At 35.3% G+C, this 16,756-nt stretch carries 14 protein-coding genes; 9 read left to right on the top strand and 5 right to left on the bottom strand.

Annotated features, from left to right (window positions below; translation table 11 throughout):
- The first annotated feature begins 15 nt into the window (after window positions 1-15).
- The 8 genes from IEV84_RS02395 to IEV84_RS02360 all read left to right on the top strand — a co-directional run bounded on the left by IEV84_RS02395 (window position 16) and on the right by IEV84_RS02360 (window position 9,398).
- Window positions 16-1,020: an AAA family ATPase gene (locus IEV84_RS02395; RefSeq protein WP_188492040.1), complete on the top strand. Its 1,005-nt coding sequence runs from the start codon at window positions 16-18 to the stop codon at window positions 1,018-1,020.
- Between the two features lie 89 nt (window positions 1,021-1,109).
- Window positions 1,110-1,973 carry a DUF58 domain-containing protein gene (locus IEV84_RS02390; RefSeq protein WP_188492038.1) on the top strand — a complete coding sequence of 288 codons (864 nt, stop codon included), beginning with the start codon at window positions 1,110-1,112 and terminating at the stop codon, window positions 1,971-1,973.
- A 57-nt stretch (window positions 1,974-2,030) separates the two neighbouring features.
- On the top strand, window positions 2,031-3,662 hold the full coding sequence (locus tag IEV84_RS02385) for a BatD family protein (protein WP_188492036.1): 1,632 nt from the start codon (window positions 2,031-2,033) through the stop codon (window positions 3,660-3,662).
- Window positions 3,662-4,663: a vWA domain-containing protein gene (locus tag IEV84_RS02380; protein ID WP_188492033.1), complete on the top strand. Its 1,002-nt coding sequence runs from the start codon at window positions 3,662-3,664 to the stop codon at window positions 4,661-4,663. The genes IEV84_RS02385 and IEV84_RS02380 overlap by 1 nt, the downstream gene beginning before the upstream one ends.
- A 128-nt stretch (window positions 4,664-4,791) precedes the next feature.
- Window positions 4,792-5,826: a VWA domain-containing protein gene (locus IEV84_RS02375; RefSeq protein WP_188492032.1), complete on the top strand. Its 1,035-nt coding sequence runs from the start codon at window positions 4,792-4,794 to the stop codon at window positions 5,824-5,826.
- Window positions 5,827-5,863: 37 nt separating this feature from the next.
- Window positions 5,864-6,625, top strand: a complete 762-nt coding sequence (locus IEV84_RS02370; RefSeq protein ID WP_188492030.1) for a tetratricopeptide repeat protein — start codon at window positions 5,864-5,866, stop codon at window positions 6,623-6,625.
- 49 nt (window positions 6,626-6,674) lie between these two features.
- Entirely contained in the window at window positions 6,675-8,423 is a 1,749-nt protein-coding gene (locus IEV84_RS02365; RefSeq protein WP_188492028.1) for a BatD family protein, read from the top strand.
- A gap of 231 nt (window positions 8,424-8,654) precedes the next feature.
- Complete coding sequence (locus IEV84_RS02360) at window positions 8,655-9,398, top strand: tetratricopeptide repeat protein (RefSeq protein ID WP_188492026.1); 744 nt, start codon at window positions 8,655-8,657, stop codon at window positions 9,396-9,398.
- A 2-nt stretch (window positions 9,399-9,400) separates the two neighbouring features.
- Here the strand turns inward: IEV84_RS02360 and IEV84_RS02355 are convergent, their stop codons facing one another.
- From IEV84_RS02355 to IEV84_RS02335, 5 genes are all read right to left on the bottom strand, one after another.
- Window positions 9,401-9,739 carry a 2Fe-2S iron-sulfur cluster-binding protein gene (locus tag IEV84_RS02355; protein WP_188492024.1) on the bottom strand — a complete coding sequence of 113 codons (339 nt, stop codon included), beginning with the start codon at window positions 9,737-9,739 and terminating at the stop codon, window positions 9,401-9,403.
- A gap of 256 nt (window positions 9,740-9,995) precedes the next feature.
- Window positions 9,996-10,406 (bottom strand): BrxA/BrxB family bacilliredoxin, encoded by a 411-nt coding sequence (locus tag IEV84_RS02350; RefSeq protein WP_026713989.1) that lies wholly within the window; start codon window positions 10,404-10,406, stop codon window positions 9,996-9,998.
- 113 nt (window positions 10,407-10,519) lie between these two features.
- Entirely contained in the window at window positions 10,520-11,665 is a 1,146-nt protein-coding gene (locus IEV84_RS02345) for a lycopene cyclase family protein (RefSeq protein ID WP_188492022.1), read from the bottom strand.
- Window positions 11,666-11,700: 35 nt separating this feature from the next.
- Entirely contained in the window at window positions 11,701-12,165 is a 465-nt protein-coding gene (locus tag IEV84_RS02340) for a thioredoxin family protein (RefSeq protein ID WP_188492020.1), read from the bottom strand.
- A 2-nt stretch (window positions 12,166-12,167) separates the two neighbouring features.
- A complete protein-coding gene (locus IEV84_RS02335) occupies window positions 12,168-14,420 on the bottom strand; it encodes a TonB-dependent receptor (protein ID WP_188492018.1) in 2,253 nt (750 codons plus the stop codon).
- 441 nt (window positions 14,421-14,861) lie between these two features.
- On the opposite strand from IEV84_RS02335, the gene IEV84_RS02330 reads away from it, so the two are divergent.
- Complete coding sequence (locus tag IEV84_RS02330) at window positions 14,862-16,733, top strand: Nramp family divalent metal transporter (protein WP_188492017.1); 1,872 nt, start codon at window positions 14,862-14,864, stop codon at window positions 16,731-16,733.
- Window positions 16,734-16,756: the final 23 nt, after the last annotated feature.

Here is a 16,756-nt window from a genome sequence, read left to right as displayed (position 1 = left end):
ATTAAAAATAATTTTATGGAAGAGAATACAGCGACTTTAGACATTAGAGCAATCAATGAAAAGATAGAAAGAGAGAGTGCTTTTATCGATCTTCTTACTATGGAAATGAACAAGGTGATTGTGGGTCAAAAGCACATGGTTGAACGATTATTGATTGGATTATTAGGTCAGGGACATATTTTACTGGAAGGTGTTCCGGGATTAGCTAAAACTTTAGCGATTAATACGCTTTCTAAAGCGGTTCATGGTTCGTTTAGCCGAATCCAGTTTACACCGGATTTATTGCCTGCCGATGTTGTAGGGACAATGATTTATAACATTAAACAAAATGAATTCTCGATAAAAAAAGGACCTATTTTTGCTAATTTCGTTCTTGCCGATGAGATTAACCGTGCTCCGGCAAAGGTACAATCTGCATTGTTAGAGGCTATGCAGGAAAAGCAGGTTACTATTGGCGATACTACATTTAAACTTGAAAAACCGTTTTTGGTTTTAGCTACGCAAAATCCAATCGAGCAAGAAGGAACCTATCAATTGCCGGAAGCGCAAGTCGATCGTTTTATGTTAAAAACGGTAATTGATTATCCAAAAATGGATGAAGAACGTTTGGTAATTCGTCAAAACCTGACAGGAAGTTATGATAAGGTAAATCAGGTAGTTTCTATCGAGCAAATTTTACGTGCGCAGGAAGCAGTACGTGAAGTGTATATGGACGAAAAAATCGAGAAATACATTCTGGATATTATTTTTGCTACTCGTTACCCTGAAAAATACAAACTGGCTGATTTGAAACCATTAATCAGTTTTGGTTCTTCACCTCGTGGTAGTATTAATTTAGCTAATGCGGCTAAATGTTATGCTTTTATCAAACGCAGAGGATATGTAATTCCTGAAGATGTTCGTGCTGTGGTTCATGATGTATTGCGTCATAGAGTTGGCGTAACTTATGAAGCCGAAGCCGAGAACATCACTTCTGTTGATATTATCAACAAAATCATCAATGAAGTAGAAGTACCTTAAATTGAGTTTGCAGTATTCAGTGTTAAGTCAGCAGTTTAGGCTGCTAAAATGACTGACCACTGCTCATTGATCACTGACCACTGAAAAAAATGGATACAAAAGAGCTTTTAAAAAAAGTACGAAAAATAGAAATCAAAACCCGAAGATTGAGTGATCATATCTTCTCAGGGGAATATCATACTTCTTTCAAAGGACGTGGAATGACTTTTAGCGAAGTGCGTCAATACCAATATGGAGATGATATTCGAAATATTGATTGGAATGTTACTGCCCGCTACAATGAAGCACACGTAAAAGTTTTTGAAGAAGAACGCGAATTAACCATGATGTTAATGGTGGATATTTCGGGTTCGGAAAGTTTTGGTTCTAAAAACCAATTTAAAAAAGACATCGTAACAGAGATTGCTGCAACGATGGCTTTTTCGGCTACACAAAACAATGATAAAATTGGCTTGATTTTGTTTTCTGACCAAATCGAATTATATATTCCGCCCAAAAAAGGAAGATCACACGTTTTACGTATTATTCGTGAATTGATAGAATTCGAACCTAAAAGCCATAAAACTGATATTGCCCAGGCATTGAAATTTTTGTCGAGTACGCAAAAAAAGAAAGCCATTGTATTTATGATTTCCGATTTTATGTCGGATGATTATGAGCAAACTTTGAAAATTGCTGCAAAAAAACATGATATTACAGGAATTAGAGTGTATGACATTCGTGAACAAAAAATGCCCAATTTGGGAATGGTTCCCATGCTGGATGCCGAAACGGGCGAAATGCAATTGATTGATACCGGTTCTAAGGCAGTTCGAATGAATTATGAAAAGTATTATCATGATCAGCTGAATTATTTCAAAGAAACTTTCAGTAAATCGGGTTCTGGCGTAGTAAATACAAGAGTTGATGAAAGCTATGTAACTAAATTATTGGGTTATTTTAAATCGAGGTAAGAATCCCTACCCAGCCTTCCTAAAAAGAAGGAGTTGAAAAACAAATGTTTTAAAAACATGAAAAAACAGATATTCTTCTTATTACTACTGATTTCTACCACTATTGTTGCGCAACAAAAAAGAGTAGCAACCAGTATCGATACTACAAAAAATAAAATTGGTGCCGAGTTTAAGTTAACACTAAAAACATCCGTAGATACTTTGTCTAAGGTGGTTTTCCCAAATTTAAAAAACTTTGGTGCTCTTGAGGTAATCCGGTCTTATCCTGTTGATACCGTAAAAAATAACGACCGTTATGAGTTGATTAAAAAGTACGGATTAACACAATTTGATTCAGGTCGTTATGTAATTCCCAGTGTCAAAGTACTTATCAATAATAAAACGTATTCAACAGAGTCTATTCCCGTTGAGGTAGCCAATGTTCAGGTGGATACTTTAAGACAAAAAATGTATGACATTAAGGGGATTCAACCGGCTAATGATTCTATTGGCAACTGGTGGAAATACCTTTTGGGATTTTTGCTTATTCATATAATTGCTGCGGGAGTATATTTCTTCTTAAAACATAAGCAAAAGAAAAAAATAGAAGAAGAAGTTTATAAAACTCCTATAGAAAAAGCCACCAGTTTGTTGAATAACTTAGAAAAGAAAGAGCTTTGGCAAAAAGGAGAAATAAAAGAGTATTATAGTGAACTGACTGATATTGCCCGAAATTATATTGAAGAAGCCATAGAAATTCCGGCGATGGAAAGCACAACATCAGAGTTGATTGCCGGATTAAGAGCCGCCTCTGTGAAAAAGAAAATGACGCTTACTCCCGAAACTATTGTAAATCTGGAAAGAGTTTTGAAACAGGCCGATTTGGTAAAATTTGCCAAATCCAAACCTTTGGAATTTGAAATTACCGAAGACCGAAATAAAATCCAAAAAGCAATTTTAACCTTAGACAGTTCGATTCCGGTAGAAGTTGCTGTTGAAGATGACGTTTTGTTGAACGAAGCACAAAGACAGAAACAAATTGCGATTCAATTAAAGAAAAAAAGAAGGCAAAATATTATTACAGCCATTGCAACGGTTGTTTTCTTATTGATGGCAACCACTATTTTCCTGATGGTAACTAAAGGTTTTGATTATGTTAAAGACAATATCATTGGGCATCCGTCAAAAGAATTGCTTGAGGGCGAATGGGTGAAGAGCGAGTACGGAAATCCGGCAATAAAAATCGAAACGCCTAAGGTGTTAGTGCGTACCGATTTAACCAAAACATTGCCTAAAGAAGGTTTGGCATTAGTGAAAGAAATGCAGTCTTTTGTTTATGGCAGTTTGATAGATCAGTTTTATTTGATGGTTGCCACTTTTAAATACAAACAGGAAGGTCAGGTTGATTTGAAAAAATCAATGGAACTGTATCTGCAAACTTTAGAATTGCAAGGAGCACAAAACATGATTGTAAAACAGGAGGATTATGAAACCAGAGAAGGCGTTTCCGGTTTAAAAGCTTATGGAACTTTTTCAAGAGAAAATCCAATAACCAATGATAAAGAAAGAGTTTATTATGAAGTATTATTGTTTAGTCATGAAGGAGGATTACAACAAATTTTGATTTTACATCAGGAAGGTGATCAATATGCAAATGAAATTTCAGAGCGCGTATTAAGCTCAGTTGAATTAAAACAAGAAAGTAGATAATGGCAAAAATAACTTTTTTAAATCCGGAGTTTTTTTGGTTGTTTCTTTTGATTCCAATGGCTGTTATTTGGTTGGTTTTAAAGAAAAATCAGCAATCGGCAACTTTAAAAGTGAGTTCGATTAAAGGTTTTAAAACTTCGCCATCAACATTAGCAAAGCTAAAGCCTTATTTGAATGTGCTTCGATTATTAGCGTTAAGTTCTTTAATCGTGGCTATGGCAAGACCCCGAACAGTAGATATCAGTAATAAAACCAAAACTACTAAAGGAATTGATATTGTCATGGCGGTGGACGTTTCAGGAAGTATGCTTGCCAAGGATTTGAAGCCTAATCGTATGGAAGCTTTGAAAAGAGTGGCAATTGATTTTGTGGAACAAAGACCTAATGATCGAATTGGATTAGTGGTTTATGCCTCTGAAGCTTATACAAAAACGCCTGTAACCAGTGATAAAGCTATTGTTGAAGAAGCTATAGGAAGTATCAAATACGATAATGTTTTACAGGACGGAACCGGAATTGGGATGGGATTAGCAACAGCCGTGAACCGATTGAAGGACAGTCAGGCCAAGAGTAAAGTAATTATTTTACTGACTGATGGTGTTAATAATGCCGGTTTTATAGAACCGGAAACGGCAGCCGATATTGCTAAACAATACGGAATAAAAGTATATACTATTGGAATTGGAACCAATGGAATGGCAATGTTTCCTTATGCTATTGGTGCCAATGGAGAGTTTTTGTTTCAAATGATGAAAGTGGAAATCGATGAGCGACTGATGCGAAGCATTGCTCAAAAAACCGATGGAAGGTATTTTAGAGCTACCAGTAATAATAGGTTGGAAGAAATTTATGCCGAGATTAATAAACTGGAAACAACTGAAATAGAAGAGTTGAAATTTTATGATTATGACGAAAAATACAGAGCTTTTGTGTGGTTAGCCGGATTTTTAGTTTTACTCGAAATAGGATTGAGAAATACGGTTTACAGAAGCTTTATTTAAGAAATATTGAATTTAAGTAATTCAATATTTCTTAAATAAAACAAAAATCAATTTTTTAAATTCCAAATTCCAATGGTTAGAATGGAAATTTGGAATTTGGAATTTTTTTATTGGAATTTATATAATTTATGGAATTAGACGAAAAAAAATATTTGTACTTACTTATTATACTGCCTCTTGTGGTGTTGCTTTTTCTTTTCAATATGTATTGGAAAAGAAAAAAACAACAGGAATTTGGGGATTTGGAAATTATAAAAAAACTAAGTCCGGAGCGTTCTGTTTTTAAACCTGTTTTAAAATTGGTAGTGCTTGTTTTGGCATTATTAGGACTAATTATCGGATTGGTTAATCCTAAAATTGGAACAAAATTAGAAACGGTAAAAAGAGAAGGAATTGATATTGTTTTTGCAATGGACGTTTCTAAAAGTATGCTTGCCGAAGATGTAGCGCCCAACAGATTGGAGAAAAGTAAACAAGTAGTTTCACAAATTATCAATCAGTTAGGGAGTGACCGAATAGGAATTGTGGCTTATGCCGGAAGCGCTTTTCCGGTTTTACCTATCACAACCGATTATAGTGTAGCCAAGATGTTTTTGCAAAGCATGAATACTGATATTGTTTCTTCCAGGGGAACTTCGCTGGATGAGGCCATTAAATTATCGGCAACTTATTTTGATGAAAAAAGCAAAACTTCTAAGTTATTGATTTTAATTTCGGATGGAGAAGATCATTCCGAAGGAGCGCAGGATGCAGCCGAAGAAGCTAATAAACTGGGAATGCGCATCGTTACAGTGGGAATAGGAACTCCAAAAGGTGGAACTATTCCGTTAAGAGTAAATGGTGTTGTACAAAGTTATAAAAGAGATCAAAATGACGAAGTAGTCATTACCAAATTAAATCAACCTGATTTAGAAGCTATAGCTAAAGCGACTAAAGGAGGTTATGTAAGCGGAAATAATACCAAAGAAGTTGTGGAGTATATTAGGAAAACATTAGATAATATTCAGAAAACCGAATTTGAATCGACTCAAATGGCCGATTTTCAATCCCAATTTCAATGGTTTTTAGGATTTGCCTTTGTGCTGTTATTTTTGGATTTATTCCTTTTAGAGAAAAAAACCAATTGGGTGAAGAAGTTAAACCTGTTTAACGAAGAAAAATAAATGTCAATTCCTCCGGAAAGAACATAAAAGAATGAAAATGAAGAATTTTATAAAATACAGATTTACTTTTTTGACATTGCTGTTTTTAGGGCTGGGAGGCGTTTTTGCACAGGAAAAAGACAAAACGCTGCCTAAAGCAAATGAAGCATACAATGAAAGTAGATATGCAGAAGCAGAAGCTGATTACAGAATATCTAATTCTAAGTTTCCCAATCGTTCCGTTGCGCCTTATAATTTAGGGAATGCTATTTATAAGCAAAATCAGGCTTCTGAGGCCAAATATGCCTATGCAAAAGCTTTACAACATGCCAGATCGAGCATCCAAAGACACAAAGCGCTTCACAATTTGGGAAATGTATTTATGAAAGAGAAAAATTATACCGAAGCGGTAGAAGCTTATAAAAATGCGTTGAGGAACAATCCTAATGATGAGGAAACCCGATACAATTTTGCATTGGCTAAAAAGATGCTAAAAGAAAATCCTCCAAAAAACGATAAAAACGACAAGGACAAAAATAAAAACAAAGACAAAAATAAGGATAAGCAGGATCAGGATAAAAAAGACCAGGATAAAAAGAATCAGGACAAACAAAATCAAGACAAGCAAAATCAGGATAAGAAAGAAGGAAAAGACAAGCAAGATCCTAATCAGCCGCCAAAGCCACAACCCGGTGGAATTTCTAAAGAACGTTTAGAAAATCTTTTAGATGCGGTTAATAATGAAGAAAAGAAAATTCAGGATAAGGTTAACGCTAAAAAAGTAAAAGGGAAACCGGTTCAAACAGAAAAAGACTGGTAATGTCAATTACAAAAATGTATTCAGATAAAAGAATAAGGATTGCATAAAAATGAAAAGATATTTAGTATTCATATTGTTAAGTTTTCAGGGGCTTTGGGCTCAGGTACAGTTTGAGACCCGGGTGAGCAAAAACACGCTTGGTCTCAACGAAAGATTACAAGTTGATTTTTTCATGAATATTGATGGAGACAATTTTGACGAACCTTCTTTTGAAGGTTTTCGTGTTGTAGCCGGTCCCATGCAACAGGTGAGCCAGTCGTGGATAAACGGTAGAAGTTCTTTTGAAAAGATTTATACGTATTATCTTTTGCCAAATCAAAAAGGAACTTTAGTTATCAAGCAGGCAACTATCGAATACAACGGAAAGATCTATAAAACTTCTCCGGTAAAAGTAAATGTGACTAATGCTGTTGAGCAGCCTAGAGATCCTAATGATATTAGTGTTTCGGCCGATCATAATTTGTATTTAGTTGCCGATGTTTCAAAAACCAATCCGTATATCAATGAGCCTATTACATTGGTTTATAAATTGTATTTTAATAACATCGGAATCACAAATTCGGCAGAAGTAAACAAACCAAAATACAATGATTTTTGGAGTCAAAATATTGATGTTAAGCAGTTTGTTGTCGAAGAAGGAATGTTCAGGGGGCAGAATTTCCGTTATATCGTACTTAAAAAAGTAGTTTTATATCCTCAAAAATCAGGAAAACTAACCATTGAACCGCTTTCTTTGGATATTGATGTGCAGTTGCCTACTAATCGCAGAAATGTGTTTGGACAAATGCTTATCAAAGAAGATCGTAAAAGAGTTTCTACCGGAGCTAAGACTATTTCGGTAAAAGCATTGCCTGAAGCAGGAAAACCTGCTGATTTTTCGGGTGCTGTAGGTAGTTTTGATTTTAGAGTTACGCCAACAAAAACCAGTCTTAAAAATGGTGAAAGTCTGGATTTAGTAGTAAGTGTAGCCGGAAAAGGGAATTTAAAATTATTTAATTTGCCAAAACCCGAAGTTCCTAATGCTTTAGAAATGTATGATGCGGTACATAATGAGAAGGTAAATACACCGCTTTCGGGAATGACAGGGAAAATATCCGATAGTTACACTATTATCCCGCAATACAAAGGCGATTATCCTATAAAACCGTTGCAGTTTTCTTATTTTGATTTAAAAACAGGAAGATATAAAACTATTACTTCGCAGCAAATAGTGATAAGTGTTCTTGATGGACCAACTCCTACTGATGCAGTTGCAACTCCGTCCGGAAGTCAAAAAAATACAGCGGTTGCTAATGAGCAATTCAAGTATATCAAATTGGAAACCAAGTTAGAACCAATGGTAATTAAAGATTTTTTTGGTTCCAAATTATTCTACAGTTTATTGCTGATTCCTTTTGGATTAATACCTGTCATTGTATTGGCTAAGAAGAAAAAAGAAGCCATTGACGGCGATGTTGTAGGTAACCGAATCAAGAGAAATAACCGCCTGGCTAAGAAATATTTGTCGGAAGCTAAAAAGCATATCAACAACAAAGAACCGTTTTATGTGGCATTGGAAAAAGCAATGCACAATTTCCTGAAGGCTAAACTGCATATTGAAACTTCCGAGATGAGTAAAGACAATATCAAAGAAATTTTGTTGTCTAAAAATGCGAATCCGGAAGCTGTAAATGAGTTTATCACTCTAACAGAAAACTGTGAGTTTGCCCGATACGCACCTTCGTCGAGTGCAAGTATTCAGAAAGATTATGAAAAAGCGGTAAGTATAATTTCGGATTTAGAAAAGCAGCTTAGTTAAAGAAGATAACCACAAAGGGCACAAAAATAATGACTGAAAACGAAATAAAAACACCCCGGTCTTCGACCACCCCTCTAAAAGAGGGGAATGACGTTCGAAATTCCCCTCCTCTGGAGGAGTGCCCAACGGGCGGGGTGGCTATAAAAATGTATATATAATGCACTACGGCTTAGTAAAAGTAGGATTGTTTAAATAAGACAATAATTAATTCTTTGTGTTTAAAATAATTTTATGAAAAATATAGTTTATATAATAGTATTAGTAAGCCAGGTTTTCTTTGCTCAAAATAATTTTGAAAAAGGAAATAGTTTGTATAAAAGTGGTAAATATGAACAAGCCATTGATGCTTATACGTCCGAATTGACGGCTAAAAAACATTCGGCAGAGTTGTATTTTAATTTGGGGAATTGTTATTATAAATTGAATAAAGTAGCGCCGGCTATTTATAATTACGAGAAAGCTTTGGTGCTGAATCCTAATGATAGCGAGATTCTCAACAACTTGAAATTTGCTCAAAAACGTACGGTAGATGAGATAAAAGTTGTTCCTACAGTAGGATTTGCAAAATTGCTGCGTGATTTCACAGCTATCTGTCATTACAACAGCTGGGCCTGGATTTCGGTTGGGTTTTCGGTGTTGTTTTTAGTATCATTTTTAGGATATTATTTTTCGGCTTTAACATTGCACAAAAGGTTGTTTTTTGCCGGAATGTTTGTCCTGTTTTTACTTTTATTAATCAGTGTTGCTTCGGCTATTTTTGAGAAAAGTCATTTTAAAAAGGAAAGACCGGCGATTGTTTTTGCCGAAATGACCGACGTAAAAAGTGAACCTCAGAATAAGGGAAACAGCGTTGTAATTTTGCACGAAGGAACCAAAGTCTTTGTAAAAGAAACGGTAGATAACTGGAAAAAAATCCAGTTAACTGACGGAAGCGAAGGCTGGATTGACAGTAATGCAATTCAAGAAGTGAAGTAGCATTACAGTTCCAAAATTTTGATTTCGGCATCGTTTACGTTTAAATCAGCGGTAATATAGATTTGGCAGGAAAGCCGAATATTGGCTTCGTCAAATCCCAATTTGGATAAGGTTGCGGGTTCGTTGCGGTCTTTTACGGCTGAATTTCCCGTAATTCCGGAGGTTTGTACCACACAGGTCGCACATCGTCCTACGCCACCGCATTCGCCAAAACTTTCCAATTGCAATTCTTCCTTAAGCAAATACATTAGACTGGGATATCTGCCATGACGTGTTGTAATGGGGATTTGAATTCCGTTTTCTGTAACAGTGAAGCAGATATTTTTGAGTTCTTTTTCCAAGGTTTTTTACCGCAAAGATGCAAAGGTTTTTCGCAAAGTTCGTTAAGTTTTTTAACCATTAAGGTATTAAGCTCGGTTAAGAAGAGTTCCTTTATCTTTAATCTTTGCTTTCTTTGCGAAAAGGCTTTGAGTCCTTTGCGGTTAAATATTAGATCCTAAATTTCCTAAATTTCTTAATGGTTTAAAACAAAAAACCGCAAATTCACTATTGTGTGTGGAATCTGCGGTAAATTATTTTGTGTCTTTTGTGCTTAAATTAGCAAAATTCGTTGTAAGCATCTTGTAAGTTCTCAGCAATCATTTCAGCCGGACGACCTTCAATGTGGTGACGCTCTAACATGTGAACCAATTCTCCGTTTTTGAACAAAGCCATAGATGGAGATGATGGAGGAAAAGGAAACATGTGTTGTCTGGCTGCATCAACCGCTTCTTTATCAACACCTGCAAAAACAGTAATTAAATGATCCGGTTTTTTAGCACCTTCTAAACTCATTTTTGCTCCCGGACGTGCATTTCTTGCAGCGCAACCGCAAACTGAATTAACAACTACTAATGTTGTTCCTTCCGCTTTGATAGCGTTATCAACTTCTTGTGCACTATGTAAATCTTGAAATCCTGCAGCTGTTAGTTCCGCCTGCATTGGAATTACCATTTCTTGTGGATACATATCTCTTGTGTTTAAATTTGTAATTTTTGAATAGGCAAAGTTACAAAGAATCTCCCGAATTACTTGGTTTGGATTATAAAGTTTTGTTATAGTTTGATAGCCTTTTGTGAACTTTATAAATAGCGGCCTGATTGTAATAATGCTTTTATAAAAAGCAATTTTGGGCATTTTAAAATCACTTGAATATCTTCAATTACTGAAGTTTCTTCGTCCAGAAATTTAAAAATCAGTGCCGGATTTCCGTTTTTAAACATCGAAGAAAAAATGCGGGAACCCAATTCATTTTTTCTGTCCAGAATATCCAATAAAAGCAGGTCGTAAAACCAGAATTTAGTTTTACGGTGGAATTTTTTAAAGTCCGTTTCCTGTTGAAGAAAAGCTACTAATTGTGAAGATTTTTTATCCGCATTTTTAAAAGTATAACCTGTGCTGGCTTTTGTCCATCCGCCGGCAGTACCTATGTTGAGTACTCTTTTGGTGTTTTTTTTCCAAAATGGGTAACAAGTCATCGGGATGCTGCCTTGTTCTTTTTCGATGATTTGGTAGTTTTTAATGACGAGTTTTTTGATGTAATTTTCAATCTCATTTTCGTATTCTGATTTTGCTAAAAGCGAATGCGAAAACAAGGTGTATTCCAGTAAAGCTTCGGTTTCAGATGTTGGCAAAACATACATAAAACGTGTGTTTCCTTTTTGAGCTACTGAAAAATCCATAAAAGTAGCCTGTTCCGGACTGAAAACGGCCTCTTCTGATTTTATTTTCCAACCAATAAAATGCTGCTGTAAAACCGGAAATTTCGTTTGATTGCTTACAACAGCTTTGTTGTAAACGGAATTAAAAACCTGATCACAAGTAAACGAATTATTTTCAGTAGCCACATAAACATGCTTTTCCAATTCGTTAATATCAGTTACTTTTTCATTTAAAAAAGTGATGTTTTTTTGTTTTATAAGTAATTCAAAAACCAAATTGTAAAAATCCAATCCCTGAATCATTTTGTATTGATAGGGTTGAATTTCTAAATTTCGATTGAAATTTTCATTAGCAAACAAAGCCGAATCCCATTTTTTTGAAACGATGGAGTCCCAAATTGCATTTTCTTTTTCCCAGAAACACCAGGTTCGGTCGTTGGTTTTTTTAGGATTTTCATCTAAAAGTAAAATAGTTTTGTCTTTAAATTTTTCGGATGAGACCATTTTATAGACCGTCATTAAAGCAGCGAGGCCTGTTCCGGTAAAAATATAATGGTAGTGTTTCATATTGGTTTTAGAAGATGCTTCCCAAAAGTAACCAATTATTTTATTTTCTCAAGAATTTCAAGTAAGTCTTGGGCTTTTAGATATGAAGCTTGCTGGAATAAGATAGAATAGTCCGGATCTAAAATAGTCAATGTAGGATAAGTGACCTGATTGTTGCTAGTAGCTAATGCTGTTGCAAGTTCGTGAATACCGGTATTGGTTCCGGTGGGTTTGTATTGAAAGGTATGTTTGTTGAAAGTAATGTCTTTTTTGTCTTCAGCATCTAAAGTGACAAAATAAAAGCTGTCGTTGAGTATGGAGATAATTTCAGGATTTTTAAAAGTGGAATTCTCCATCAATTTGCAGTATTTGCACCAATTGGTATGAATGAAAACAATAATGGGTTTTGGGTTTTCTTTCGATAATTGTTCTGCTTCTTCAAACGTATGTGTTTTCAATTGGGCAAAACCCGATGGAATTGCCCAAAAGAAAAACAGTACTATGAAAACGAGTTTTTTCATCCTTATTTTAAAGTATAACGCAATCCGAAAAAGCTGCGAATGCCTTGGTTGGGACCATAAACATAACCTGGATCAAAAGTCAAAGCATACGGGTTATCAGGAGTTGCCTGAACATTTCCGTTAGTGTCATATTCAACATTTTTGTCGAATGGATCGTTGGCGCGGGCAATAATAAACGGATTTCCTTTGTTCGGGGTCCAGTTCAACAGATTTTTTATACCGGCATAAATTTCGATATTTTTAAATTTATTGAAAGTGAACTGAATGTTTTGAATACTCCAGGTAGGCGAATAGTCTTTTCTCGGATCCAATTCGCCCAAAGTAGGTAAACGCATCGGTCCGTAGAGATTTCCGGTGTAATCTATATCCAGGAAAAGTTTGTTAATTCGGTACGAAATAGCCCAGGTTCCTGTAAATTTTTCGGTCAACATCTGACGGGTTTTTATTCCGTCTTCGGTTTTGGAAACATCCATTAACGTTGCACCTACAATGACTTTGAGACCGTTTTGAAAAACCATATCAATATTGGTACTGATTCCTTTGGTAATGGCATATCCATCTAAATTTTTATAAATAATCTGATTCGGATTAGTATCATAATCAGGTATAATCGAATTGGTAAAATGCGTGTACCATGCCGAGGTTTCCAAGCCGATGAAATTGCCGTTTTTAGTGTATATTTTTTTCAGGTAATTCAAATTCGCATTGTACGAACGTTCGGGTTTTAATTCTTCTAAAACAATTACATCGCGAGATCCGGTCAGAGCGGCATGTTCTTCGGTAAACAGATTGACAATTCTAAAACCGGTTCCGGTATTGAATCGAACAATATTATTATCGTTGATTTTCCATTTGTATGCCAGTCTGGGTGTAAAAATAGAACCGTGATTGCGGTTGTAATCATAGCGTGCGCCTAAAAGCAATTTGTGTTTTTCGGCTAAAGTTATTTCGTCCTGAACAAATAAACTCGGAATCCAATTAATGTCTTCCTGTGTTGTTGCAGGTGTATTGTCGTTATAATATTGATAACGGAGAGCTGTTCCAAAGAGCATATCATGTGATGCTATTTTTTTGTCCCAAGTCAATTGTCCAAAACCGATGCGTTGTTTTGCCAGATAGGGAGTATTCCCATAAACCGAATTTTGATCGTGATCGGTGTATGAAAAAGAAAACAGCATCTTTTCTGTAAAAGGCAATTCATAAGCTCCTAATAATTCCCAGCGTTTGGTATAGATACTTTCTCCATAAACATCACTTCCGCCGCGGTATTTTTTCTCCCATTGCAATTCACCACCCCATCGGTCTTCGTAGAAAAAGCGTCCGGCCATGGAAAACAGTTTGTTGCTTTTTCGATTGAAGTTCCATTTTTGAAAAACTGAAGTTCGGTCTTGCAAAGTTACATCAGTGAAATTATCGTTATTGTTATCAATAGGATTGCTGTAATTGAAATAATTAATTCCGGTTAATACCGAAGCCGTTTTGCTGACATTTCCTTTGAAACCTAAATCAATATTCATTTCTCCCCAATCGGTAGTAAAAGCATCAGCTGAGAAAACAGCTGCATTTTTTGGGTTTTTAGTAATAATATTGATTAAACCACCTACAGCTTCACTTCCGTAAAGTGAAGAAGCAGGTCCTTTTACGATTTCTATTCGTTCCAGTAAAGAGTTAGGGATTCCCGATAAACCATAAACGGTTGAAAGTCCGCTCACAATAGGCATTCCGTCTATTAAAACTAAAGTATAAGGTCCTTCGAGTCCGTTGATGTGAATATCTCCCGTATTACAAACATTGCAATTTAATTGTGGACGTACACCATTGACGTTTTGCAAAGCTTCGAAAACATTGGCGGTTGGATTTTTTTTGAAAAAAGCCGGTTTGTAAACCTCTACAGGAACCGGACTTTCCATACGGTTAACCGCTTTGAGTGTTCCTGTAACCACCACTTCATCCAGAGTATTATTTTCTTTTAGATAAAAATCAATAATAACCGCAGTAGTATCAGTAATAATGATTTTTTGAGTTTCAGTTTTTAAACCGGAATAGGAAGCAACAATTTCATACTCGCCCGGATTGATGTTTTTAAAAGTATAAAAACCTTCTGTATCGCTCATAGTCGAAAGCTTGGATTTCTTTAAAACAAGGTTAGCCTGATGCAATGGTGTTCCTTCCGACATAATCCTTCCCTTGATGCTGGTTTGAGCTAAAATAAGTGTTGGTAAAAGAAAGACAAAAGATAAAATTAGATTTTTCACAATTATGATTTAGTTTGTAATAAACAAATATTTAGACAAAACTAAAAATAATATTTGATTAACGAAACAAAATTTTAAATTAATTCAGAAAACCAATTGTTTAAGTTCTAAATGAATTCTTTATCATACAAAAAAGGCATACATTGCTGTATGCCCTTGAGTTATTTTTTGAAAGAAAATTAGTGTCCCGCACTGTTTTCATGACCAAAAATAGTTATTCTGTATGGTGTATTAGACGTTTTTTTTCTTAAAATGCCATTTGGTTACTTGTTTGGATTAGGTAGAACCCTGTTTTAAGCTTCCTGAAAATTATTTGGTCAAAGAAGTCAATTTTACATTATCGGGCTTGTGCCCGTGATGCGCTTAAATTTAGACTTGACTAAAAAAAATATTTGATTCATGTGATTTTTCTATATATTTGCCTTAATTAGTTACAATACAATGGGAAAATCACTCGAAGAAGTTCATCAGTCCGTTTCAACACAGAATAAAAAGTCCGTTTTTAGAAAGATACTTGCTTTTTTTGGTCCTGCTTATTTGGTAAGCGTGGGTTATATGGATCCCGGAAACTGGGCCACTGATATTGCAGGAGGAAGTCAGTTTGGTTATTCGTTGTTATGGGTTTTATTGATGAGTAATTTAATGGCTTTGTTGTTGCAAAGTTTAAGCGCAAGACTTGGAATTGTTACCCAGCGTGATTTGGCGCAGGCCTCAAGAGAAACCTACTCTAAACCGGTTAATTATATTCTTTATTTTTTAGCCGAAATAGCTATTGCTGCCTGCGATCTTGCCGAAGTTTTAGGAATGGCAATCGGGATTAATTTATTGTTTGATATTCCGCTTATTGAAGGGGTTTTAATCACGGTTCTGGATACCTTTTTACTGCTTTTTTTAATTAATAAAGGTATCCGAAAAATGGAAGCTTTTATTATTGTATTAGTAGCAATTATTGGGTTTTCGTTTGTTTTCGAAATGATTTTTGCCCAGCCTGAACTGGATAAAGTAGTCTATGGTTTAGTGCCTTCGATACCTAGTGAAGCCGCTTTGTATATTGCCATCGGGATTATCGGGGCAACGGTTATGCCGCACAATTTGTACCTGCATTCTTCATTAGTACAAACCAGAAATTTTGACAGAAGTCCGGCTGGAATCAAGCAGGCATTGAAATATAATTTTATCGATTCGACCATTGCTTTGAATTTAGCTTTCTTAGTCAATGCTGCTATTTTAATTTTGGCAGCAGCCACATTTTACAGAAACGGAATGTATGAAGTTGCCGAAATTCAGGATGCTCATAAATTTTTACAACCTCTTTTAGGGACTAAATGGGCACCTGTTTTATTTGCTGTAGCCTTAATTGCAGCGGGACAAAGTTCGACAATTACAGGAACTTTGGCAGGACAAATTGTGATGGAGGGTTATTTGAATTTAAGAATCCAACCTTGGGTACGAAGAATCATTACCCGATTAATTGCCATTGTTCCGGCAGTTATTGTGATTTATGTTTTTGGCGAAAGCGTAACCGGAAAATTATTGATTTTAAGTCAGGTAATTTTGAGTTTACAATTGGGTTTTGCTATCATTCCGTTGATCCATTTTGTGAGTGATAAAACAAAAATGAAAGGATTTCAGGTTTCCAGAATCACTCAAATTGCTGCCTGGATTATTGCTTCGATTATTGTTTCACTGAATGCCAAATTAGTTTATAATGAAATTACAGATTGGCTTGAAATTTCAGAAAATCCTATTGTGTTATGGCTTACAGTTGTTCCGTTGGCATTTTTCTTCTTAGGATTGCTACTTTTTATTGTTTTTAAACCCTTTATTACTAAGGCAAAACAGGACATTCAAAATCATTCACCACACCATTTGAAACTGCAATTTTCAAAATCAGAAAGTTATACTAAAAAAAATATAGCGGTTTCGGTCGATTTTTCTTCTGCTGATGAAATTGCTTTAAACAGTGCTTTCGAATTGGGAGGCATGGATGCTAAATATACTTTGATTCACGTAGTAGAAACGGTTGGAGCGATGGTTTATGGCGAAAAAATAGACGATCATGAAACCTTAATCGACGAGAAGTTATTATTGCAATACAAAGAGATGCTTTCGCAAAAAGGATTCAACGTAGCAACCGAATTGGGATTTGGTAAACCTAATAAGGTGATTCCTGCTATTGTCAACAAAGCCGGTTTTGATATTTTGGTGATGGGAACTCACGGCCATACGGGCTTTAAAGATTTGGTTTTTGGTACTACCGTCGATAAATTAAGACATAAAATTTCGATACCTTTGTTGATTGTTAAAAAATAAAAGTATTAAGTAAGTTGTATCAA

Origin of the sequence: Flavobacterium palustre (assembly GCF_014639535.1) — a bacterium.
Taxonomy (GTDB): Bacteria; Bacteroidota; Bacteroidia; order Flavobacteriales; family Flavobacteriaceae; genus Flavobacterium; species Flavobacterium palustre.
The sequence above is the reverse complement of the archived record's forward strand: the minus strand, read 5'-3'. Positions and strand labels throughout refer to the sequence as shown.